This window comes from Micromonospora sp. NPDC005686 (genome assembly GCF_042871665.1).
Lineage (GTDB): Bacteria > Actinomycetota > Actinomycetes > Mycobacteriales > Micromonosporaceae > Micromonospora.
Window position 1 is genome coordinate 149,123 of sequence record NZ_JBIAIY010000005.1, and the last position, 21,097, is coordinate 170,219.

Sequence of the window (21,097 nt, forward strand, 5' to 3'; positions counted from 1 at the left end):
TCGTCCTCCCCGCCCGGCCCCGTCTGGAGAGAGTGAGAGCGAGGTATGGGCGAGTTCTTCCGCGTCCTGACGGACAACGCGAGCCTGTTCCGCGACGGGTTCTACAACACAGTCAAGTTGTTCCTGATCGCCGGCGTGGGCAGCCTCGTCCTCGGCACACTGCTCGGCGCGATGCGGGTGTCCCCGATCCCCGCGCTGCGGGCGTTCGGCGCCACGTACGTCAACCTGGTCCGCAACACCCCACTGACCCTGGTGTTCGCGTTCCTCGTCTTCGCGGTGCCGAAGCTGGACGTGAACATCGACTACTTCAACAGCGCCTGCATCGCGCTGATCGCCTACACGTCGGCGTTCATCTGCGAGGTGATCCGCTCCGGCGTGAACACGGTCGCCACCGGTCAGGCCGAGGCGGCCCGCGCGCTGGGCATGACGTTCGCCCAGGTGCTGACGCTGATCGTGCTGCCGCAGGCGCTGCGGGCCATGGTCCCGCCCATGATGAGCGTGCTCATCGCCATGCTGAAGAACACCACGATCGCGGCGGGCTTCTCGGTGCTGGAGGCGGGCGCCATTCCGGCGTACATGTCGGAACGGGGTGAGCCGCAGTTCATCGTGCTCACCTGGATCGTGATCGGCTTCCTCATCCTGATCCTCCCGCTGGTGGTGCTCCAGCGGTTCCTCGAGCGCAAGTGGGCGGTGGCCCGATGAGCAGCAACAGCATCCTCTACGACATCCCCGGCCCGAAGGCCCGGCTGCGCAACCGGATCCTCGGCATCGTCTCGATCGCCGCGATCGTCGCGCTGCTCGCGTTCGTGGTCTACAAGTTCGACCAGACCGGCCAGTTCGAGGCCCGCAAGTGGGAGCAGTTCCAGTACGCGGCCGTGCAGCGCGAGCTGCTCAACGGCCTCTGGGCCACGCTGAAGGTCGCCGCCGTCGCCACCGTGCTGGCACTGCTGTTCGGCGCGTTCTTCGCCAGCGCCCGGCTCAGCGACAAGGTGTTGTTCCGCGCTCCGGCCACGTTCGTGGTGGAGCTGTTCCGCGCGATCCCCCTGCTGATCCTGATCTTCTTCGGCTACTACGTGCCGCTGCAGTACGGCTGGCCGATCGACAAGTTCTGGGCGCTGGTCATCGGATTGACGCTCTACAACGGCTCGGTGCTCGCGGAGATCTTCCGCGCCGGCGTCAACGCCGTGCCGTACGGGCAGTCCGAGGGCGCGTACGCGGTGGGCATGCGCAAGAACCAGGTGCTGCGGCTGATCCTGCTGCCGCAGGCGTTCCGGTCGATGCTCCCGGCGATCGTGAGCCAGCTCGTCGTCCTGCTCAAGGACACCGCGCTCGGCTTCATCATCACGTACCCGGAGCTGCTGTTCGTGGGCAAGCAGATCGGCGGCCGGCTGGCGTTCGGCCTGCCGTACGTGCCGACGTACCTGATCGTCGCGGCCATCTACATCAGCATCTGCGGCCTGCTGTCGGTGCTGGCCTGGTGGTTGCAGAAGCGGCTGACCCGGCTGCCGCGCAGCGCCGCCAAGCCGCTGCCGGCGACGCAGACCGACGGCGGCACCGGCGTCACGCCTCTGTGAGTCGACGGACACGAAGCGGGCGGGTGGGGTTCCACCCCCACCCGCCCGTTCTTCGTCTCGCCGCCGCTCAGCGGGCGATCTCGGTGACCCGCGACTCGCGCACCACGGTCACCCGGATCTGCCCCGGGTAGGTCAGCTCCTCCTCGATCTGCTTGGCCACGTCCCGGGCCAGCACCGCCGCGCCGATGTCGTCCACGTCGTCCGGCTTGACCATCACCCGGATCTCCCGGCCCGCCTGCATGGCGAAGACCTTCTCCACACCCAGCTTGCCGGCCGCGATCTCCTCGATCCGCTCCAGCCGCTTCACGTACGCCTCAAGGCTCTCCCGCCGCGCGCCCGGTCGCCCGCCCGAGCAGGCGTCCGACGCCTGGGTCAGCACCGCCTCGATGGTCTGCGGCGGCACCTCGTTGTGGTGCGCCTCGATGGCGTGCACCACGTCCTCGCTCTCGCCGTACTTGCGGGCCACGTCCGCGCCGATGATCGCGTGGCTGCCCTCCACCTCGTGGGTGAGCGCCTTGCCGATGTCGTGCAGGAACGCGCACCGCTTGATCGTCGGCACGTCCAGCCGCAGCTCGGCGGCCATCACGCCGGCGATGTGCGCGGTCTCCACCAGGTGTTTGAGCACGTTCTGCCCGTACGACGTGCGATAGCGCAACCGGCCCAGCAGCGTCACCAGCTCCGGGTGGATCTCGGTGATGCCGACCTCGACCAGCGCGTCCTCGGCGGCCCGGTGGCACAGCTCCTCCACCTCCTGCCGGGCCAGGTCGTAGACCTCCTCGATCCGGTGCGGGTGGATGCGGCCGTCCAGCACCAGCTTCTCCAGCGTGACCCGGCCGACCTCCCGGCGTACCGGGTCGAAGCAGGACAGCAGCACCGCCTCGGGGGTGTCGTCGATGATCAGGTTGACGCCGGTCACCGACTCGAAGGCGCGGATGTTGCGCCCCTCCCGGCCGATGATGCGTCCCTTCATCTCGTCACCAGGCAGGTGCAGGACGCTGACCACGCTCTCCGCGGTCTGTTCGCTGGCGACCCGCTGGATGGCGTCGACCACGATGTTGCGGGCGCGCTGCTCGGCGCTGCCCCGGGCGTCCGCCTCGATCTCCCGGACCAGCAGCGCGGCCTCCCGCTTCGCCTGCCCCTCGATCGACTCGACCAGCTCGACGCGGGCCGCGTCGGCGGTCAGCCCGGCCACCCGCTCCAGCTCGCGGCGACGCTGCTCCTCCACCTCGGTCAGCGTCCGCTCCCGCTCGGCCAGGGCGGCCTCCCGGGCGGCCAGCGCCGCGGTGGCGGCGGTGAGCTGCCGCTCCCGCTCGGCCAGTCGCTCCACCTCCTCGGTGTGCAGCCGTTCCCGCTCGTCCATCCGGGCGGCACGGCGTTCCACCTCGGCCGCCTGCTCCCGGGTGGTGGCGGCGAGCACCGCCACCTCCCGCTCGCCGCTGCGCCGCGCGGCGGTACGCAGCTGCTCGGCGTCCGCCTCGGCCTGCTTGTGCGCCCGCTCCAGCACCGTGTCGGCCTCGGCACGGGCGTCGTCGAGCACCCGCCGCGCCTCGGCCCGGGCGGCCTTCGCCTCCGCCTTCGCGGCGGCCGCCTCGGCCCGGGCCGCGGAGGCCGCGGACTTCGCCACGTCGATGGTGCTGTTCACCTCGTCGGCGGCCGTCCGCAACGCCGCGAGGGACTGCTCCTGCCGGTCCTTCTCCGCGATGAAGGCCGGATCCTCCGGCGCGGGCGCCAGGCTGAGCCGCTTGAGGGTACGCACGCCGAACAGCACGGCGCCGACCACCACCGCGACGAGCAGCAGCACGACCACGAGGAGGACGATGTCGAAGGCGCTCATCCGGCCGCTCCGAGCCGGTACACGGGCACGTCCGCCCGCCCCGCTTCGACGACCCGCCCGGCGTCGCCGGCCCACCGGGGCGCGGTGGCGGTACGGGGCGTGTCGCCCGTCGCGGAAAGGTCGGGGCCGTGTGGCAGTCCGCCGGTGAACCTGTGCCGCCCTGCCATGGCCGCCTCCCCCTGAACGTCGGCGCCGCAGCACGCGTGAAGGACACGCGCCTGCGGCTCTGTACGCCCGACCGGAGCGGCTGGCCCTGGGCAGCTTTCCGTCGGCGGTGCCCCCCGTGAGGGCACCGCTGACGGCCGGTTGCAGTTGTCGGAGGTTCCGGAGGTTCCCGGAGCGCCCCGTCAAGGGCCGGTGTGGCTGGCCAAAGTGATGCTGTTCTGTTACGAGATCTATGTTGTGCGCTTAGCCTGCGCTGGTCGGGCAAAGTGAGCCTGTATGGCGAGGCTAGGTCGCGAGGGGCCATTCGGTCAACTAGTCATGATCAAACCACCCGGACGGAGAGAAGTTGCGACGTCACTCAGTGGTGATCAGATCCCGGACAGGCCAGGACAAACCTCACCCCGCAAACGCACCAGCCCCGCCTCCCCGACCTGCTCAGCTCTTCCCCACCCTCGCGGGCGCCACACAGCCCCGGCAACCCCGTTGATCAAGGAGCTGACGTCACCCCCAGCCCTCCCACCACACAGCGGGCGGCCGGTTCAGGGCTGGGCCGGGTGGGCGTTGGGGGTGTCGGGGACGGCGGGGTGGGTGCGGGCGGTGGTTACCAGGGTGGCGTTGTCGGGAGCAGTGGTGCCGTCGGGCAGCAGTAGCGTGTCCTCCAGGCCGATCCGGGTGTGCAGGCCGCGCCGGAGCGCGTCGGCGTACACGGGCCAGGTGGCCGGACCCTCACCGTGCAGCAGCACCGGCGGGTGCCCGCCGGGCAGCGCGGCCAGGATCGCCGCCGCGTCGGCGAGTGCCGTCTCGACCTGCTCGGCCATGCACTCGACAAGGATCCGCCCGGTGGGTGCGGACCAGCGGCGCCAGGCGTCGACAGCCGCCAGGGTCCACAGACCGGCCTCGACCATCACGCCGCGCTCGCTCAGGGCGACGGCCACCTCGGCCGCTCCGGGTTCGTGGGCGTTGACCGAGGCGAAGTCGGGCAGCACCGTCCAGGCGCGGACCACGGCGACCCGCTCCGCCGGGTCGGGGACGATCCAGGCGCCGGTGCTCACCCCGACCGGCAGACCGGGACGGGCGGCCCGGATGGCGCTGACCGCCGCGGCGATCGCGGCCGGGTCGAGCGATTCGGCGCCGGCCTCGTCGCGCGGGTGCACGTGCACCGCGGCCACCCCGGCGGTCGCGCAGCGCACCGCGTCGGCGGCCAGTTCGGCCGGGGTGAGCGGCACGGCGGGGTGCTCGTCCCGCCGTCGGGTGCCGTTGAGACACGCCTTCAGCACTGGTGTGCGCCTCTCCCCTCGGGACAGCGGCCGACACGGCCGGTCGGTCAGTCGAGCCGGCGGGAGTCGAGGTCGTGCTCGGCGTCGGCCATCGCGTCGGCGTCGATGTGCTCGGCGAACTCGGCCGCCTCGGCGCTCTGCGCGGCCAGCGCGTCCTTCACCGCCCGGATCGCCACCCCGGGCGGGTAGCCCTTGCGCGCCAGCATGCCGACCAGGCGGCGGAACACCGCGTCCGGCTCGCCCCGGGTGCTGCGCAGTTTCCGTTCCACCAGGGCGCGGGCGGTCTGCGCCTCGGTCTCCTCGTCCAGCCCGTCCAGGGCCGCGCCGGCCACCTCGCCGTCGACACCGCGCTGGCGCAGCTCGTTGGCGAGCGCCCGGCGGGCCAGCCCTCGGCCGGTGTGCCGACTGCTCACCCAGGCGCGGGCGAAGGCGGCGTCGTCGACGATGCCGACCTCGTCGTAGCGGTCGAGGACCTGCTCGGCGACCTCCTCGGAGATGCCCCGACGAGCCAGCGCGCCGGCCAGCTCGGCCCGGGTGCGCGGACGCACCGCGAGCTGCCGAAGGCAGATCTCCCGGGCCAGCTCGGCCTCGTCGCGCGGCGGAGCCGGAGCCTCCCCTGCATCGGGCTCCGCCGCGCGATCACGGCGCCCCCGGCGGGGCCGGGGCGTACCTGTGGCGTCGCCCGTACGAGATGGGCTGGCATCCCAGCCCCGGCCCGTACGGGCGCGTCGTCCTGCCACCGGTCAGCGGATCAGAAGTCGACCGGCGGCAGTTCCGGGCCACCGGCGGCGTCGCCCGCACCACCGGTGCCGACGCCGAGCTTCTCCAGGATCTTCTTCTCGATCTCGGCCGCCACGTCCGGGTTCTCGCGGAGGAACTCGCGGGCCTTCTCCTTGCCCTGGCCGAGCTGGTCGCCGTCGTAGGTGTACCAGGCGCCGGACTTGCGGATGATCGCCTGTTCCACGCCGACGTCGATCAGCGAGCCCTCGCGGGAGATGCCCTTGCCGTACATGATGTCGAACTCGGCCTGCTTGAACGGCGCGGCGACCTTGTTCTTCACGACCTTGACCCGGGTGCGGTTACCGACCACGTCGGTGCCGTCCTTGAGGCTCTCGATGCGGCGCACGTCGAGCCGGACCGAGGCGTAGAACTTCAGCGCCCGGCCACCGGTGGTGGTCTCCGGGCTGCCGAACATCACGCCGATCTTCTCGCGGAGCTGGTTGATGAAGATCGCGGTGGTGCCGGTGTTGTTGAGCACGCCGGTGATCTTCCGCAGCGCCTGGCTCATCAGCCGGGCCTGCAGACCGACGTGGCTGTCGCCCATCTCGCCCTCGATCTCGGCGCGCGGCACCAGGGCAGCCACCGAGTCGATCACGATGATGTCGATCGCGCCGGAGCGGACCAGCATGTCCGCGATCTCCAGCGCCTGCTCGCCGGTGTCCGGCTGGGAGACCAGCAGGGCGTCGGTGTCGACGCCGAGGGCCCGCGCGTAGTCCGGGTCGAGCGCGTGCTCCGCGTCGATGAACGCGGCGATGCCACCGGCCCGCTGGGCGTTGGCCACCGCGTGCAGCGCGACGGTGGTCTTACCGCTGGACTCCGGACCGTAGATCTCGACCACCCGGCCGCGGGGCAGACCGCCCACGCCGAGCGCCACGTCGAGCGCGATGGAGCCGGTCGGGATGACGGCCGTCTGCACGACAGGCCGCTCCCCCAGGCGCATCACCGAACCCTTGCCGAACTGCTTGTCGATCTGAGCGAGAGCAAGGTCGAGCGCCTTCTCCCGGTCAGGCCCTGCTGCCATCGTTGCCACCCCTGCCTTCGCCGGCGTCTTTCCTGAGCTTCGCGTCACGCGGGACACGCTAGGCGCTGGGTCCGACAGAAAACCAGCCGACGGGCCGTGAGCTGTGGACGAGCACCCCGCTGTGGACAATAGCCGAACAGGTGTACGACTGGGCAAGCGACACGCGGGATCGACGAAAAGGCTGCTCAGCGTAGCCGGGCGGGCACCCGGTCGGGATATGCGGCGACCACGGCACGCCACACCACGTGCGTTTCCTCACCGGCGGCGAGGGCCTGCTCGATGGTCCGCCCGCCGAGCTGGGACAGCACCTGGTCGCTGGCGATGCTGGCCGCGTACCCCGGGCCGAACGCATTCTCCAGCCGCGTCCAGAAGTCGGTCAGCCGCACGTGTTCAGTCCTCCTCGTCGAGTGGCGCCGTGGCGGGACGGCGCAGCGCCAGCGCCACCAGCGGCACCACGGCGATCGCCGCCAGCAGGGTGAGCGTCGGGTACCCCACGGCCCGCATGACGAACCCGCTCGCCGCCGCCGCGCCCGCCCCGGCCAGCCCCATGAGCAGGTCGGACAGGCCCTGCACACCGGGCCGGTCGGCGGTCGGCACCGACTCCGACAGCAGCGTCGAGCCCGCCACCATCGTGCCCGACCAGCCCAGCCCGAGCAGCGTCAGCCCCACCGACAGCAGCGCTGTGTGGTGCCCGGCGGTGCCGGAGACCGCGCACGCGGCCAGCAGCAGCGCGACCCCGCCGAGGATCACCGGGCGCCGGCCGAACCGGTCGGTGAGCCACCCCACCACCGGCGACAGCGCGTACATGCCGGCGATGTGCAGGCTCAGCACCAGGCCGACCACCGGCAACACGTCCTCGTCGGAGTGCCACTCGCCGAGGTGCACCGGGGTCATCGACATCACCGCGACCATCACCAGGTGCCCCACCGCGACAGCGGCGATGCCGAGACGGGCGGCCGGCCTGCGGCGTACCGTGCGCCACGCGGCGGCCATGCCACCGCGGCGGGCGACCGCCGGCGCGGAGTCCGGCGCGGGCTCGGCCGCCGCCAGCCGGCGCGCGGTGAGCAGCGGGTCCGGCCGGAGCAGGACCAGGATTACGACGGCGGCCAGCGTGAACGCGACGGCGCTGAAGGCGAACGGCCCGGACAGCGCCGGCAGGCCCCAGCCCCGGGTGGTGTCGTCGGCGAGCGCGGCGAAGTTCGGCGCGGCCACCGCGCCGATGGTGGTGGCCCAGACCACCATCGAGAGCTGCCGCCCCCGGCGGTGCGGCTCGGCCAGGTCCACCGCCGTGTAACGGGCCTGGAGGTTGGCCGCCGTGCCGCCGCCGAACAGCAGCATGCCGACGAAGAGCAACGGGACCGCCCCCGTCACGGCGGCGACCACCACCAGCACGCCGCCGACCGCACCGACTGTGTACGCGAGGACCAGGCCGGGCCGCCGGCCACGGGCGGCCATGAGCCGGGTGACCGGGATGGCCAGCAGCGCGGCGCCGACCACCCCGGCGCTCTGCGCCAGCCCGGCCAGCGCGGTGCCGGCGACCCGGGCGGCGAGCAGCGCGCCGACCGAGATGCCGATGGTGACGCCGATCCCGCCGATGATCTGGGTGAGGAACAGCAGCCGGACGGTACGCCGCTGGACGCGGGCGACGTCGGGCCGGGGCGGGGCCGGCGCGGTCAGGCCGATGGACATGCTGCGCTCCTGGTGGGGGTGGGTGTCTCATCCTCCCGCACCACTCCGACCGGCTGGCACCCGGTTTAGCTACAGGCCGAGGCCCCGGCCGATGATCTCCTTCATGATCTCGGTGGTGCCGCCGTAGATGGTCTGCACCCGGCTGTCCAGCCACGCCTTCGCCACCGGGTACTCCGCCATGAAGCCGTAACCGCCGTGCAGCTGCACGCACCGGTCGGCGACCTTGGTCTGCAACTCGGTGGTCCACCACTTGGCCTTCGCCGCGTCGGTGACCGAGAGGCGGCCCGCGTTGAACTCGGTGACGCAGTGGTTGACGAACGTCCGCGCGATGGTGACCTCGGTGTCCAGCTCGGCCAGCAGGAACCGGTTGTGCTGGAACCGGCCGATCGGCCGGCCGAACGCCTCCCGGGAGCGGGCGTACTCGATGGTGAGCGCGAGCAGCTTCTCGCAGGCTGCCACCGCGGCCACGGCGATGCTCAGCCGCTCCCGGGGCAGGTTGGCCATCAGGTGGTAGAAGCCCTGGTTCTCGGCGCCGATCAGGTTCTCCGCCGGCACCCGGCAGTCGTCGAAGAACAGCTCGGCGGTGTCGTTCGCCTTCAGGCCGACCTTCGCCAGGCGGCGGCCCCTGGCGAAACCCGGCGTGCCGGTCTCCACCACGACCAGGCTCACCCCGTGCGCGCCCTGCTCCGGCGCGGTCTTGACCACCACGACCACCAGGTCGGCCATCTCACCGTTGGTGATGAACGTCTTCTGCCCGTTGAGGACCAGGCTGTCGCCGTCGCGGACCGCCGTGGTGCGGATGCCGGCCAGGTCGCTGCCCGCGCCCGGCTCGCTCATCGCGATGGCGGTGACCAGGTCGCCGGAGCAGAAGCCCGGCAGCCACCGCTTGCGCTGGTCGTCGGTGGTCAGCTCGGTCAGGTACGGGGCGACCACGTCGTTGTGCAGCCCGAACCCCAGACCGGTGCACCCGGCCGCGACGATCTCCTCGTCCAGCACCGCGTTGAACCGGAAGTCGCGCTGCCCGCCGCCGCCGTACTCGGGGTCGACGTCCGGGCCGAGCAGCCCGGCCGCGCCGGCGGCCCGCCACACCTGCCGGTCGACGATCCCGTCGGCCTCCCAGCGCTCGTGGTGCGGCACCGCCTCCCGGGTCAGGAAACGGCGGCACAGGTCGCGGAACTCGTCGTGGACGGGCTCGTAGAGATGCTGCTCCATGGCGGCAAGTCTGACACCGCTCACCCGCCCCGGACAGGGGCGAGCGCCGCGCGCAGCCGGCGCTCGCGGCGGCCGGTGCGTACGGCCACCGCCAGCACAAGCCAGAGGACTCCGGAGAACGCCATGGGGCCACGTAGGGGCCGGGAGCGCCGAACCGGAGAAGCTCCACGCGAGGCCGGGGTTCCGCCGATGCCGGAGCCGTACCCCCGCGCCGTTGGGTAATCCTCTATGGAGGATGGCGACCGGACGGAGCGCACGCCAGGATGGCCGGATGAGCACACTCACGGGGAAACAGGTGGCCGAGGCCGGGCTGGACGGGTGGACGTACCTGCGGCCGGGCTGGCCCGCCTGGAACTCGCGCTGGACACCCCGGAGCACGCGGCCGTGCTGCCGTTCTGGCGGGCGGTCCTGACCTGGCAGTCGCCCGACGGCCGGGGCCCGGACGACGACGAGGTACGTGACCCCGACGGCGTGCTGCCCACGCTCTGGTTTCAGCGCTCCGGCCGGGACGAACCGCGGCAGCGGTGGCACCCGGACGTGTGGGTGGATCCGGCCGAGGTGGACGCGCGGATCGCCGCCGCGCTGGCGGCCGGCGGCACCCTCGTCAGCGACGCGGAGGCGCCGAATTTCTGGGTGCTCGCCGACCCGGACGGCAACCGCGTCTGCCTCTGCACCTGGCAGCAGCGCGCCTGACTCAGCGCAGCGCCTCGGCGGCCACCTTGAGGTCGGCGACCAGGCCCTCGTACGCGACGTCCTGGTTGTCGGCGCGCAGCACCGCCGACGGGTGGATGGTGGCGAGCAGCCGGGCCGCCGGGGCGTCGGCGACGTCGCCGGCCCGGTCCACCGGCACCCGCTGGCGGCTGTCGCGCCGAGCACCACCACGATCTCCGGGCGCAGCCGGGCGAACTCGGCGACCAGCCAGGGCCGGCAGGCGGTGACGTGCACCCGGTCCGGGGTCTGGTGGACTGCGCAGCAGCCGACCGGCCGGGCCGACGAACGGCAGTCCCTTCTGGTCCTCGATGTCGCCCGGCTGCTCGCCGACGAAGACCACGCGCGCGTGTTCGTCGCCGCGACCGAAGACGGTCTGGGTGGCGTCCCGGTACAGCTCGCAGCCCCGGCATCCGCCGGCGGCGGCGCGCAGCGCGTCGATGGTGTCCGCGCCGGGCGGGATGAACTCCTGCGCTCCGGGGGCGGTCTCGGTCTCGGCCATGCCGACGTTCTACCCCGTCCGCCGCCGCCCACGCGAGCGGCCCGCCGCGCTGTCCGCCCGCCGGGCGGCCGGGGATTGTCAACAGGGACCTATACCGAATGCGTCAACAGGGGGCCCTTCCCCACCGCGGCGAGCGCGTCGGCCAGCGCGGGGATGTCGGCCTCGTCCAGCGCGCTCACCGAGACGCGCACGGCGGGGTCGGCGGCGATCCGGTAGAGCCCGCCGGGGGCGAGCGCCCACCCCGCGTCGCGCAGTGTCGTGACCGCCACCGTCTCGTCGGGCACCGTCACCCAGACGTTGATCCCGGTGCGCCCGTGCGCGGTCACACCCCGTGCGGCCAGCGCCTCGACCAACCCGTCGCGCCGCCGGTCGTAGCTGTCCGCCGCACGCCGCACCAGCTCGGCGGTGGCCGGGTCGCGCCAGAGCGACACGACCAGGCGTTGCAGCACAGTGGAGACCCAGCCGGCGCCGACCCGTGCCCGCCCGGCCACCCGGGCCACAGTGGCCTCGTCGCCGGTCAGCACCGCGAGCCGCAGGTCGGGCCCGTAGGGCTTGCTCACCGACCGGACGAAGGCCCACGCCGGGGTCGCCCCGGCGAGCGGATGCAGGGGTACGCGGGCCAGTTCGGCGGCGTGGTCGTCCTCGATCAGCAGCAGGTCGGCCCGGCCGGCCAGCAGCGTGCGCAGCGCGTCGGCGCGGTCGGCGGAGACGGCCGCGCCGGTCGGGTTCTGCGCCCGGCTGGTCACCACCAGCGCCCGGACCCCGGCGGCGAGCGCCGACCGCACCCCGGCCACGGTGGGGCCCTCGTCGTCCACCGGCACCCCGACGGTACGCAGCCCGAGCGCCGCGATCAGGTCGAGCAGGTTGGCCCAGCCGGGGTCCTCCACCGCCACCGCGTCGCCGGGGCGCAGGTGGGCGGCGAGTAGCCGTTCGATGCCGTCGAGCGCCCCGCCGGTGACGGTCAGCTCGCCGGCCGGGACCCGATCGGCGGCTAGCCGTTCCCGGGCCAGGGCGGCCAGGTCGGGCAGCACGGCGTCGGTCGCGTACCCGCCGGGGGGTCCGATCTCGGCGGCGAGCGCGGCGAGGTGCGGCCCGAGCGGGGGCAGCAGCCGGGGATCGGGTTGTCCGGCGGAGAGGTCGTGGCCGCCGGTGCGCGGCGGAGGCAGCAGCGCGGCGCGGCGGGCGGCGACCGGTGGGCGGGGACGGACCCGGGTGCCGTGCCGGCCGGCGGTCACGACCAGGCCGCGTTGCCGCAGCTCCTGGTACGCCTTCGCGACGGTGGCCGGGCTGACGCCGAGGTCGGCGGCGAGCGCGCGCACGGCGGGCAGGGCGTCGCCGGGGGCGAGGGCGCCGGTGCGGATGCCGGATTCGACGCTTGCCGAAATCGCGGCGGAGGCGGACCCGGCGATCTGATAATGTGCTGCCACAGTTTAGAGATTGTACTAGAACAAAGGTGGGATGTCACGTGTACCCTCCGACCGAACGCACCACGGCCACCCGCACCCGCGACCGGATGTCCTACGACCGGGCCACCGCGCACGCGCTACTGGACGAGGCGTACCACTGCGCGCTGGCGTTCACGGTGGACGGCGAGCCGCGCCTCCTGCCGACCCTGCACGTCCGTATCGGCGACACGCTCTACCTGCACGGGTCCACCGGCAGCCGGCCGCTGCTCGCCGCCCGGGGCGAGGCCGGGCTGCCGGTCTGCGTCGCCGTCACCCACCTCGACGGGCTGATCTACGCCCGCTCCCAGTTCCACCACAGCGCGAACTACCGGTCGGTGGTGGCGCACGGCACCGCCCGCCTGGTCGAGGACGCGGACGAGAAGGCCGCGGTGCTGACCGCGCTGGTGGAGAAGGTGGCCGCCGGCCGGTCCGCCGAGAGCCGCCCGCCGAACCGGCGTGAGCTGGCCGAGACGGCGGTGCTGGCGCTGCCGCTGCGCGAGGTGTCGGTACGGATGCGTACCGGCGGCGTCAAGGACGAGCCCGCCGACGAGGCGCTGCCGTACTGGGCCGGCGTGGTGCCACTGCGGCTCACGCCGGGCCGCCCCGAACCCGCGCCCGGGGTGGGCACGCCGGTGCCGGCGTACCTGCGGGCAGCCCGCTCGCCCTGGCACGAGCCGGCGGTGCTGCGCGGCGCGCACGTGGTGCTGGAGCCACTCGACCTCGCCCACGCCGACGAGCTGTACGCCGCCACCGCCGACCCGCAGGTGTGGCGGCACCTGGGCGGCGTCCAGCCGGCCGACGCCGCCGAGATGCGCCGGCTTGTGGCCGGCTACCTCGACGCGCAGGAACGCGGCGAGCAGGTGTGCTGGGTCCAGCGCTGCGCCACCACCGGCGCGGTGATCGGCACGACCTCCTACTACGAGATCGACCCGGTACGCCGGTCACTGGCGATCGGCTACACCTGGCTGGGCCGCCCGTGGTGGCGTACCGGCGTGAACACCGAGGCGAAGCTGCTGCTGCTCGGCCGGGCATTCGACGAGTTGGACGCGGTCCGCGTGGTCTGGCACACCGACCTCCGCAACGAACGCTCCCAGCGGGCCATCGAACGGCTCGGCGCGAGCCGGGAGGGCGTGCTGCGGCAGCACAAGCAGCGCGCCGACGGCTCCTGGCGGGACACCGTCCAGTACTCCATGCTCGCGCAGGAGTGGCCGACGGCACAGGTCAGCCTGCGGGAAAGGCTTCGCCCGGCGGTGGGCGCGGCGTCATGATGTCCGGCGTGCTGGGGATCACCGACATCTGGACGTACGTGCTGGGCACCGTGGCGATCGTGCTGCTGCCCGGCCCGAACTCGATCTTCGTGCTGGCCACCGCCGCCCGCCGGGGCGTGGCCACCGGTTACCGGGCGGCGGCCGGGGTGTTCGTCGGCGACGCGGTGCTGATGGTCCTCTCCGCCGCCGGGGTGGCCTCACTGCTCCAGGCGTACCCGCCGCTCTACCTGGTGATCAAGTACGCCGGCGCGGCGTACCTCGGGTATCTGGGGCTGGCCATGCTGCGCGGCGCGTGGCGGCGCTGGCGCGACCGCAACGACCCGGCCACGCCGCGCCTGATCGACGAGGTGGAGCCGGCCGAGCAGCGGGAGCCCTTCCGGCGTGCGCTGGTGATCAGCCTGCTCAACCCGAAGGCGATCCTGTTCTTCGTCTCGTTCTTCATCCAGTTCGTCGACCCCTCGTACGCGTGGCCGGCGCTGTCGTTCCTGCTGCTCGGTCTGATCGCACAGGTCGCCAGCGCGCTCTACCTGACCGTGCTGATCTTCACCGGCACCTACCTGGCGGCCCAGTTCCGGCAGCGCCGCCGGCTCGCCGCGAGCGGCACCACAGCCGTCGCGGTGCTGTTCCTCGGCTTCAGCCTCAAGCTTGCCGCCGGCTGAGGTGTAAGGGGAGGGCTCTTACACCGGCAGCGGCGGCGCTGCTCACGTGCCGTCGCCGCCTCCGCCACCACCGCCGATGCCCGCGCCGCCGGCCGTGCCCCCGAGTCCGTAGCCCGGCGCGACCGGACGGTCGGGGCGGCGGCTGACGTGCGCCGACTCGCGGATCGTGGCCGACCAGTCGGCGTGCGCGACGGCCGCCGCGTGCCTGTCGATGGCGTGCCGCAGCCAGCCGTCCACGGTGGCCACCCAGTCGCGCTCGTCGGCTCCGGCGTGCCAGACCCGGAACCGGCTGATGCTCTGGTGGGTGATCCCGGCCAGGGAGAGCCGCCGGTCCAGCCAGAGCAGCACCTCCATGCCGGCCGAGTCGGTCAGCATGATCATTTCGAGTTCGGTCATCGGACCGGCGTAGAGCGGGGCGGCCCAGAACCCGTACCACTGCTGGAACGGCAGCGTCTGCTCCACCCCCGGGAGCCGCCCCTCTCGCAGGCCCGCCTGCCGGATCGCGAAGCCGAGCGTGTCCAGCGCCGCGAGCACGTGCTCCTGGGCGGGCAGCGGATGGATCAGCACCGGCACCATCGAGCCCTGATCCACCTCCGGATCCACCGACACCTCGGTCCGCAGCCCGGTACGCAGGCTCAGCAACGGCACCCCGCCGTACGTGGTCACCGGTGACTCCCACGACAGAGGCACGGCGAAGTCGACAGCGCGCCGCCGCCCGGCCGGCACCACGAACCGCGCCGCGATCGTCCACGTCTGGAACTGCACCAGGCGGCGGGGCGCCTCCGGATCCTCCGGCTCGACCTGGGTCACCAGCCCGAGCCGGATGTGCCGGACCGGCACGTCCGATCCGCCCGCGCTGAGCGTCACCCGGCCGGGCAGGCGCAGGCCGGGCCGGGTGCTCGGGTTGGGCACCGTGGTGCTCACCGACAGCCCGGTCCAGGCGGAGTCCCGCGACACGCCGGTCAACCGCATGCCGTGGCTTTCCCGCTGCCCGCCCGCCCATGCCAGGCCGAAACGGACGCCGGCCCGGCGAGGTGTCCCCACCTCGCCGGGCCGGCGTGAATCATGACGCTCAGCGCATCCGGCGGCCCCGCGGCACCGGGTCGGTCTCGTCGTCGAACTCGCCGATGACCTCCTCCAGCAGGTCCTCCAGCGCGACGAACCCGATCGGCCGGGTCGGCCCACCGCCGTTGCTCACCAGCGCGAGCTGCGCCTGCTGCGCCCGCATGGAGGTCACCGCCTCGGTCACCGACGCCTCGGCCGGCAGCGTGAAGGCGCTTGTCATCAGCTCCTCCGCGGTCGCCGGGCGGCCGATGGTGACGGCGCGCACCGCCTCGCGTACGTGCACCAGGCCGCACACCTCGCCACCGGCGTCGACAACGGCCAGCCGGGACCGGCCGCTGTCGCGTGAGACGTGCTCGATCCGCTCGGCGGTCTCGCCCCGGCCCACAGTGACGATCTGGTCGAACGGCTCCATCACCTGGGCGACAGTGGTGCCCTGAAGCTCCAGCATGCTGGTCAGCAACTGGTGCTGCTCGGCACCGAGCAGGCCGTGCTCCCGGGACTGCTCCAGCAGTATGCGCAGCTCGTCCGGGCCGTGCACCTGGGCCAACTGGTCCTGCTGCTGCACCCCGACCAGGCGCAGCATCGCGTTCGCCAGCCCGTTGAGCACGGACAGCACCGGCCGGGCGATCCGGGCGAACGCCCGGAACGGCAGCGCCAGCAGCGTCGCCGAACGCTCGGCGTCGGTGATCGCCCACGACTTCGGGGCCATCTCGCCGACCACCAGGTGCAGGAACGTCACCAGCGACAGCGCGAACACCAGCGCCACCACGTGACTGACCGCATCGGGCAGGCCGACCGCGTGCAGCAGCGGGCTGAGCAGGTGCTCGATGGCCGGTTCGGCCAGCGCGCCCAGACCCAGCGTGCACAGCGTGATGCCGAGCTGCGCGCCCGCCAGCATCAGACTCAGCTCGCGGACGCCGTCCAGCGCCGCGCGGGCCGCCCGGCCGCCGCCGGCCGCCGCCTGTTCCAGCCGGTACCGCTTGGCCGCGACGAGCGCGAACTCGGCGGCCACGAAGAACCCGTTGAGCGCCAGCAGCCCCACGGAGAAGAACAACGCGAACCCGGGGCTCATGCGGCACCCTCCCCGGACACGTCGGCGGTGGACCGCAGCCGCACCGAGTCGGCCACGTGCCGGTCCACCGCCAGCACCTCGACCAGCACCCGGGGGCCGGCGGCCGGCTCGTCGCCGTCCGTGGCGACCGGGATCTCCAGCAGGTCACCGACCTCGGGCACCCGGCCCAGCTCCCGCATCACCAGACCGGAGAGCGTGTCGTACTCGGGGCGCTCGGGCAGCTCGATGCCGGTGCTGTCGGCGACCTCGTCGATGCGCCAGCGCGCCGGGACCACCCAGGAGCCGTCCTCCTGCCGCGCCGCGGCCCGGTCCGGCGGGTCGTCCTCGTCGCGGATCGGCCCGACCAGCTCCTCGGCCAGATCCTCCAGCGTGATCACGCCGGCGAAGCCGCCGTACTCGTCGACCACGCAGGCGAGCTGCCGGTGCCCGGACCGCAGGCGGTCCAGCACCGTCGGCAGCGGCAGCGTCTCGGGCACCAGCAACGGGGGTACGGCCACCGCGTCGACCCGGGTGGTCGCGCGCTGCGCCGGGGGCACCCCGAGCACATCGGCGATGCCGACCACGCCGATCAGGTCGTCGACGCCCTCGGCGCCGCTCACCGGAAACCGGGAGTGGCCGGTGTCCAGCAGCTCGACGATGCGGCTGACCGGCTCGTCCGCCCGGATGGTGTGCACGTCGACGCGCGGCACCATCGCCTCCCCGGCGGTCAGCTCCCGGAAGTCCAGACCCCGGTCCAGCAGGTCGGACATCTCGGCGTCGAGGTGCCCCTCCTCCCGGGACTCGGCGATGATCTGTTCCAGGTCCTGCGGGGTGGCGCCGCTGGGCAGCTCCTCGATCGGCTCGATGCCGAGCCGGCGGAGCAGCCGAACGGCCGCCCTGTCGAACAGCGTGATCAGCGGACCGGCGATCTTCAGGTAGAGCAGGGTGGACGGCGCCAGCGCCCGGGCGAGCCGTTCCGCCCGCGCGATGGCCAGGTTCTTCGGGGCCAGCTCGCCGAGGACCATCTGCACCACTGTGGCGATGGTCAGGGCGAGGGCCACCGACAGCGGCAGCGTGACCGCGCTGGACAGCCCGGCCAGGCCGAGCAGATCGGCCAGCCCGGCACCCAGGAACGGCTCGGCGACGTAACCGACCAGCAGGGCGGTCACTGTGATGCCGAGCTGGGCGCCGGACAGCATGAAGGAGAGCCGCGCGGTCACCTCCAGGGCCCGGGCCGCGGGACGATCGCCACCGTCGGCGAGCTGCTTGAGCTTGCCACGGTCCACGGCGACGTAACCGAACTCCTGGGCCACGAAGTAACCGGTGGCGGCGGTGAGGACGGTGATGAGAAGGAGACCGACGAGGATCAACACGGGAGGTTCAGGGCTCCCGGGGTCGTCGGGGAGGGAATTCGCCGGGTATTACCCGGCCGGCTACTGCTGCCCTCCGGGGCAGGAGAGTCGATCATGCGGCCCATTTTATCGGTAGCCGCTGGACGTTCGCTGAGGGTGCCGGGAAGCCTCCCGTGCGTCCGGTTCACCGTCCGGCCAGTTCGTCGGCGTCCAGCAGCGTCCGGTCGACCCGTCCGGAACGGTACGCGGCCCGGCCGATCATCTGCGCGGCCACCGGCGCGGTGGCGAGCTGGAAGATCGCCACCAGGACCAGCATGCCCAGGTCCGAGGGGGTACGCAGACGCAGCGCCAGCCCGGCCAGCAGCAGCAGGACGCCCAGCACCTGCGGCTTGGTGGCCGCGTGCATGCGGTCCAGCACGTCCGGGAAACGCACCAGCCCGATGCCGGCGATCAGGGCCAGCGCCGCCCCGGCCAGCAGCAGCACCCCACCCACCCAGTCCACGATCGTGCCGACCATCAGGTTGAACCTCCTTCCGTTCGCGACTGCGGGGCTCGCAAGACCGGCTCACTCCTCGCGCTCACGCTTCAGCCCGGACCGCGAAGCGCACCAGCGACACCGACCCGATGAAGCCGAGCAGGGAGAGCACCACCAGGACGGGCAGCGTGGTGGCGTGCCGGTTCACCGCCGCCTCCGCCCCCACCGCGGCGAGCATCGCCGACAGCAGCAGGTCGGCGCCGACGACCCGGTCGAGCAGGGACGGTCCGCGGTAGATCCGGGCCAGAGCGAGCAACGCGGTGGCCGAGAGCAGCACGGTGAGCGCGACGGCGAGCAGGACTGTCACTGGTTCCTCCGTTACACGGGTTCGGGGCCGAGGCGGCGTACCTCGGCGGGAGATCCGATGGCACGCACGATGCGCCGTTCGACGGCCAGCACGCGCTCGCGGCTGCCGACCAGGTCCTCGGGTCCGCGCACGTCGAGCACGTGCACGTAGAGCACGCCCTCCGCCCTGTCGACGTCGATGATCAGCGTGCCCGGCACCAGCGAGATCGCCTCGGCGGTGAGTGTCAGGTTGAGGTCGGTGCGCACGCGCAGCGGCACCGCGATGATCGCGCCGCGCGGGCGGTAGCCGAAGCGCAGCGCCACGGCTGCCACGTGGATGCTGGCGCTGACCAGCTCAGCGACGAACGTGGCCACGAACACCAGCAGCGCGCGGGGGCGTACCCGGCCGCCGAACGTGACCGACGGCAGCGGGAAGAACAGCAGCACCGCCACGCCGACCACCAGGCCGGCGACCAGGTTGCCCCAGGACACGTCGCCCCACAGCAGCATCCACACGACGACCAGCCAGCCGAGCGCGACCGCCTGGTCCCGCCGCCGCCCGCCCCGGCCGGTGGTCGGGGCGGGCGCGTCCGGGGCGGGCGCCGCCCGGGGAACGCCCGCGGGCTCTCCGGCCGCGCCCCCGCCCGGGGGCAGGTGGTCGCTCACGGCACGTCCCCGGGCAGGACCGCCCGCACGTACGGGGTGCGTTCGCGCAGGTCGGTGGCCGCGTCCGCGGTGACCTGGAACAGCGGCCCGGCCGCCAGCGTGAACAGCACCCCCAGCGCCACCAGGGCGGTGGTCGCGCCGACCATCAGCCCGGGCAGCCGGGCCGGCGGGGTGGCGGTGGCCAGCCGGGGCTCCCGCCAGAACGCGATGTTCCACACCCGGGAAGCGGCGTAGAGGGTGAGCAGGCTGGTGAGCGTGCCAGCCGCGACGAGCACGGCGGGCAGCACGCCGCCGGCCGCCACGCCGGCCTGGAGCAGGCCGAGCTTGCCGAGGAAGCCGGAGAACGGCGGGATGCCGGCGAGGTTCATCGCGGGGACGAAGAAGAGCACGCCGAGGGTCGGGGCGACCCGCGCCAAGCCGCCGATGCGACGCAGGTCGGTGCTGCCTGCGCGTTCCTCGACCAGGCCGGCGACCAGGAACAGCGTGGTCTGGATGGTGATGTGGTGCACCACGTAGAAGATCGCCCCGGACAGGCCGGCGACACTGCTCAGCGCCACCCCGAAGATCATGTACCCGATGTGGCTGACCAGCGTGAACGACAGCAGCCGCTTCAGGTCCGACTGCGCCACCGCGCCGAGGATGCCGACCACCATGGTCAGCCCGGCCACCACCATCAGCAGCGTGGCGACCTGGCCGCCGGGGAACAGCAACGTCTCGGCACGGATGATCGCGTACACGCCGACCTTGGTGAGCAGGCCCGCGAAGACCGCTGTCACCGGGGCGGGCGCGGTCGGGTAGCTGTCCGGCAGCCACGCCGACAGCGGGAACACCGCCGCCTTGATCCCGAACGCGAGCAGCAGCATCAGTTGCAGGGTCAGGCGTACGCCCGACGGCAACGCGTCCAGCCGGCCGGCGAGCTGCGCCATGTTCAGCGTGCCGGTGGCCGCGTACACCAGTCCCACCGCGGACAGGAACAGCAGTGACGACAGGATGCTGACCACCACGTACGTCGATCCGGTCCGCAGCCGCACCTCGGTGCCGCCCAGCGTGATCAGCACGAAGCTCGCGGCCAGCAGGATCTCGAAGCCGACGAAGAGGTTGAACAGGTCCCCGGCGAGGAAGGCGTTCGTGACGCCGGCGGTCAGCACCAGGTACGTGGGGTGGTAGATGCTCACCGGCGCTGTCTCCCCGGTCTCGCCCCGGCCCTGCCCGATCGAGTAGAGCAGCACGCACAGCGTCACCGCCGAGGAGACGAGCACCATCAGCGCCGCCAACTGGTCCGCCACCAGCACGATGCCCGCCGGCGCCGGCCAGCCGCCCACGTGCACCACCACCGGCCCGAACCGGTACGCCTCCACCAGCAGCGCCGCCGCCACCACAAGGACGCTGGACAGGCACAGCACGCTTATCCACCGTTGCAACCCGGGCCGGCCGGACAGCAGGAGGGTGAGGGCCGCGCCGAGCAGCGGCACCACCACCGGCAGCGGAACCAGCGCGGTCATGAGGCGTCCCCGCGATGCAACCGCCGCCGGGCCGGCTCCGGGTCCACCTGCTCCGGGTCGTCGTCCGGGCCCTCACCGCCGTGGTCCGCGGTGGACACCTCGTTGCTCTCGGCGAGCCGGACGATCTGCCGGTCCTCCAGGTCGTCCTGCACCTCGTCGTCGCCGCTGGTGTACCAGCTCCGGTAGGCGACAGCGAGCAGGAACGCGGTCAGCCCGAACGTGATCACCACGGCGGTGAGCACCATGGCCTGCGGCAGCGCGTCGCTCATCTCGCCCTGCGAGGCGGAACCGACGAGCGGTGCGGCGCCGGACCGCCCACCGAGCAGGATGAGCAGGTTCACGCCGTTGCCGAGCAGGATGATGCCGAGCAGGATCCGGGTCAGGCTGCGTTCCAGCAACAGCATGACGCCGGTGGCGACGAGCACCCCGACGGCCAGCACCAGCACCAGCGTCGGCCCGGCCGCGCTCCTCGTCACTGAGCCACCTCTGTTCGCGACTGCGGGGCTC

Annotated in this window: 21 protein-coding genes and 1 pseudogene; 5 read left to right on the top strand and 17 right to left on the bottom strand. The window is 72.9% G+C overall.

What is annotated here, in order from left to right; translation table 11 throughout:
* The first annotated feature begins 45 nt into the window (after positions 1-45).
* The gene (locus ACFYON_RS13935; RefSeq protein WP_354865532.1) at positions 46-702 is read left to right on the top strand and encodes an amino acid ABC transporter permease; all 657 of its coding nucleotides are present in this window, start codon (positions 46-48) and stop codon (positions 700-702) included.
* The gene (locus ACFYON_RS13940) at positions 699-1,574 is read left to right on the top strand and encodes an amino acid ABC transporter permease (protein ID WP_355096652.1); all 876 of its coding nucleotides are present in this window, start codon (positions 699-701) and stop codon (positions 1,572-1,574) included. Before ACFYON_RS13935 ends, ACFYON_RS13940 begins: the two co-directional genes overlap by 4 nt.
* 67 nt (positions 1,575-1,641) lie before the next feature.
* Here the strand turns inward: ACFYON_RS13940 and rny are convergent, their stop codons facing one another.
* From rny to ACFYON_RS13975, 7 genes are all read right to left on the bottom strand, one after another.
* Entirely contained in the window at positions 1,642-3,408 is a 1,767-nt protein-coding gene (gene rny / locus ACFYON_RS13945) for a ribonuclease Y (protein ID WP_354865536.1), read from the bottom strand.
* Between the two features lie 704 nt (positions 3,409-4,112).
* Positions 4,113-4,850: a 3-keto-5-aminohexanoate cleavage protein gene (locus ACFYON_RS13950; RefSeq protein WP_354865538.1), complete on the bottom strand. Its 738-nt coding sequence runs from the start codon at positions 4,848-4,850 to the stop codon at positions 4,113-4,115.
* 47 nt (positions 4,851-4,897) lie between these two features.
* Positions 4,898-5,590 (bottom strand): regulatory protein RecX, encoded by a 693-nt coding sequence (locus ACFYON_RS13955; protein ID WP_354865540.1) that lies wholly within the window; start codon positions 5,588-5,590, stop codon positions 4,898-4,900.
* 11 nt (positions 5,591-5,601) lie between these two features.
* Positions 5,602-6,651: a recombinase RecA gene (gene recA, locus ACFYON_RS13960; protein ID WP_354865542.1), complete on the bottom strand. Its 1,050-nt coding sequence runs from the start codon at positions 6,649-6,651 to the stop codon at positions 5,602-5,604.
* Positions 6,652-6,836: 185 nt separating this feature from the next.
* On the bottom strand, positions 6,837-7,037 hold the full coding sequence (locus ACFYON_RS13965; RefSeq protein WP_354865544.1) for a DUF3046 domain-containing protein: 201 nt from the start codon (positions 7,035-7,037) through the stop codon (positions 6,837-6,839).
* Positions 7,038-7,041: 4 nt separating this feature from the next.
* Positions 7,042-8,340, bottom strand: a complete 1,299-nt coding sequence (locus ACFYON_RS13970; protein ID WP_354865546.1) for an MFS transporter — start codon at positions 8,338-8,340, stop codon at positions 7,042-7,044.
* Between the two features lie 69 nt (positions 8,341-8,409).
* Positions 8,410-9,552 (bottom strand): acyl-CoA dehydrogenase family protein, encoded by a 1,143-nt coding sequence (locus ACFYON_RS13975; RefSeq protein WP_354865998.1) that lies wholly within the window; start codon positions 9,550-9,552, stop codon positions 8,410-8,412.
* 318 nt (positions 9,553-9,870) lie between these two features.
* Between ACFYON_RS13975 and ACFYON_RS13980 the strand changes: the two genes are divergently transcribed.
* Positions 9,871-10,245 (top strand): VOC family protein, encoded by a 375-nt coding sequence (locus ACFYON_RS13980; protein ID WP_354866000.1) that lies wholly within the window; start codon positions 9,871-9,873, stop codon positions 10,243-10,245.
* A 222-nt stretch (positions 10,246-10,467) separates the two neighbouring features.
* Here ACFYON_RS13980 and ACFYON_RS13985 read toward each other — a convergent pair.
* Positions 10,468-10,762 (bottom strand): annotated as a pseudogene (locus ACFYON_RS13985) (uracil-DNA glycosylase family protein); the annotation flags it as partial.
* Positions 10,763-10,851: 89 nt separating this feature from the next.
* Complete coding sequence (locus ACFYON_RS13990; RefSeq protein WP_354865548.1) at positions 10,852-12,189, bottom strand: aminotransferase class I/II-fold pyridoxal phosphate-dependent enzyme; 1,338 nt, start codon at positions 12,187-12,189, stop codon at positions 10,852-10,854.
* Positions 12,190-12,227: 38 nt separating this feature from the next.
* Here ACFYON_RS13990 and ACFYON_RS13995 point away from each other — a divergent pair, with 38 nt between their 5' ends.
* Complete coding sequence (locus ACFYON_RS13995) at positions 12,228-13,475, top strand: bifunctional pyridoxamine 5'-phosphate oxidase family protein/GNAT family N-acetyltransferase (RefSeq protein ID WP_387257368.1); 1,248 nt, start codon at positions 12,228-12,230, stop codon at positions 13,473-13,475.
* Positions 13,472-14,134 carry a leucine efflux protein LeuE gene (gene leuE / locus ACFYON_RS14000; RefSeq protein ID WP_354865552.1) on the top strand — a complete coding sequence of 221 codons (663 nt, stop codon included), beginning with the start codon at positions 13,472-13,474 and terminating at the stop codon, positions 14,132-14,134. The genes ACFYON_RS13995 and leuE overlap by 4 nt, the downstream gene beginning before the upstream one ends.
* A 42-nt stretch (positions 14,135-14,176) precedes the next feature.
* Here the strand turns inward: leuE and ACFYON_RS14005 are convergent, their stop codons facing one another.
* The 8 genes from ACFYON_RS14005 to ACFYON_RS14040 form a co-directional block, all read right to left on the bottom strand.
* A complete protein-coding gene (locus ACFYON_RS14005) occupies positions 14,177-15,106 on the bottom strand; it encodes a sporulation protein (RefSeq protein ID WP_355095248.1) in 930 nt (309 codons plus the stop codon).
* A gap of 100 nt (positions 15,107-15,206) precedes the next feature.
* Complete coding sequence (locus ACFYON_RS14010) at positions 15,207-16,271, bottom strand: hemolysin family protein (RefSeq protein WP_354865556.1); 1,065 nt, start codon at positions 16,269-16,271, stop codon at positions 15,207-15,209.
* On the bottom strand, positions 16,268-17,623 hold the full coding sequence (locus ACFYON_RS14015) for a hemolysin family protein (protein ID WP_354865558.1): 1,356 nt from the start codon (positions 17,621-17,623) through the stop codon (positions 16,268-16,270). The genes ACFYON_RS14010 and ACFYON_RS14015 overlap by 4 nt, the downstream gene beginning before the upstream one ends.
* Positions 17,624-17,786: 163 nt before the next feature.
* Positions 17,787-18,119, bottom strand: a complete 333-nt coding sequence (gene mnhG / locus ACFYON_RS14020) for a monovalent cation/H(+) antiporter subunit G (RefSeq protein WP_354865560.1) — start codon at positions 18,117-18,119, stop codon at positions 17,787-17,789.
* A gap of 61 nt (positions 18,120-18,180) precedes the next feature.
* Positions 18,181-18,444 carry a monovalent cation/H+ antiporter complex subunit F gene (locus ACFYON_RS14025; protein WP_013284715.1) on the bottom strand — a complete coding sequence of 88 codons (264 nt, stop codon included), beginning with the start codon at positions 18,442-18,444 and terminating at the stop codon, positions 18,181-18,183.
* An 11-nt stretch (positions 18,445-18,455) separates the two neighbouring features.
* Positions 18,456-19,088, bottom strand: coding sequence for a Na+/H+ antiporter subunit E (locus ACFYON_RS14030; RefSeq protein WP_354865563.1), 633 nt, complete (start codon positions 19,086-19,088; stop codon positions 18,456-18,458).
* Positions 19,085-20,590, bottom strand: coding sequence for a Na+/H+ antiporter subunit D (locus tag ACFYON_RS14035; protein ID WP_354865565.1), 1,506 nt, complete (start codon positions 20,588-20,590; stop codon positions 19,085-19,087). The genes ACFYON_RS14030 and ACFYON_RS14035 overlap by 4 nt, the downstream gene beginning before the upstream one ends.
* Entirely contained in the window at positions 20,587-21,066 is a 480-nt protein-coding gene (locus ACFYON_RS14040) for a Na(+)/H(+) antiporter subunit C (protein WP_387189102.1), read from the bottom strand. The genes ACFYON_RS14035 and ACFYON_RS14040 overlap by 4 nt, the downstream gene beginning before the upstream one ends.
* Positions 21,067-21,097: the final 31 nt, after the last annotated feature.

Coding starts and splice junctions, on each gene's coding strand:
- ACFYON_RS13935 (WP_354865532.1), top strand. CDS start 46: ATGGGCGAGTTCTTCCGCGTCCTGACGGACAACGCGAGCCTGTTCCGC.
- ACFYON_RS14035 (WP_354865565.1), bottom strand. CDS start 20,590: ATGACCGCGCTGGTTCCGCTGCCGGTGGTGGTGCCGCTGCTCGGCGCG.
- ACFYON_RS14010 (WP_354865556.1), bottom strand. CDS start 16,271: ATGAGCCCCGGGTTCGCGTTGTTCTTCTCCGTGGGGCTGCTGGCGCTC.
- recA (WP_354865542.1), bottom strand. CDS start 6,651: ATGGCAGCAGGGCCTGACCGGGAGAAGGCGCTCGACCTTGCTCTCGCT.
- ACFYON_RS13940 (WP_355096652.1), top strand. CDS start 699: ATGAGCAGCAACAGCATCCTCTACGACATCCCCGGCCCGAAGGCCCGG.
- rny (WP_354865536.1), bottom strand. CDS start 3,408: ATGAGCGCCTTCGACATCGTCCTCCTCGTGGTCGTGCTGCTGCTCGTC.
- leuE (WP_354865552.1), top strand. CDS start 13,472: ATGATGTCCGGCGTGCTGGGGATCACCGACATCTGGACGTACGTGCTG.
- ACFYON_RS14005 (WP_355095248.1), bottom strand. CDS start 15,106: ATGCGGTTGACCGGCGTGTCGCGGGACTCCGCCTGGACCGGGCTGTCG.
- ACFYON_RS13970 (WP_354865546.1), bottom strand. CDS start 8,340: ATGTCCATCGGCCTGACCGCGCCGGCCCCGCCCCGGCCCGACGTCGCC.
- ACFYON_RS13975 (WP_354865998.1), bottom strand. CDS start 9,552: ATGGAGCAGCATCTCTACGAGCCCGTCCACGACGAGTTCCGCGACCTG.
- mnhG (WP_354865560.1), bottom strand. CDS start 18,119: ATGGTCGGCACGATCGTGGACTGGGTGGGTGGGGTGCTGCTGCTGGCC.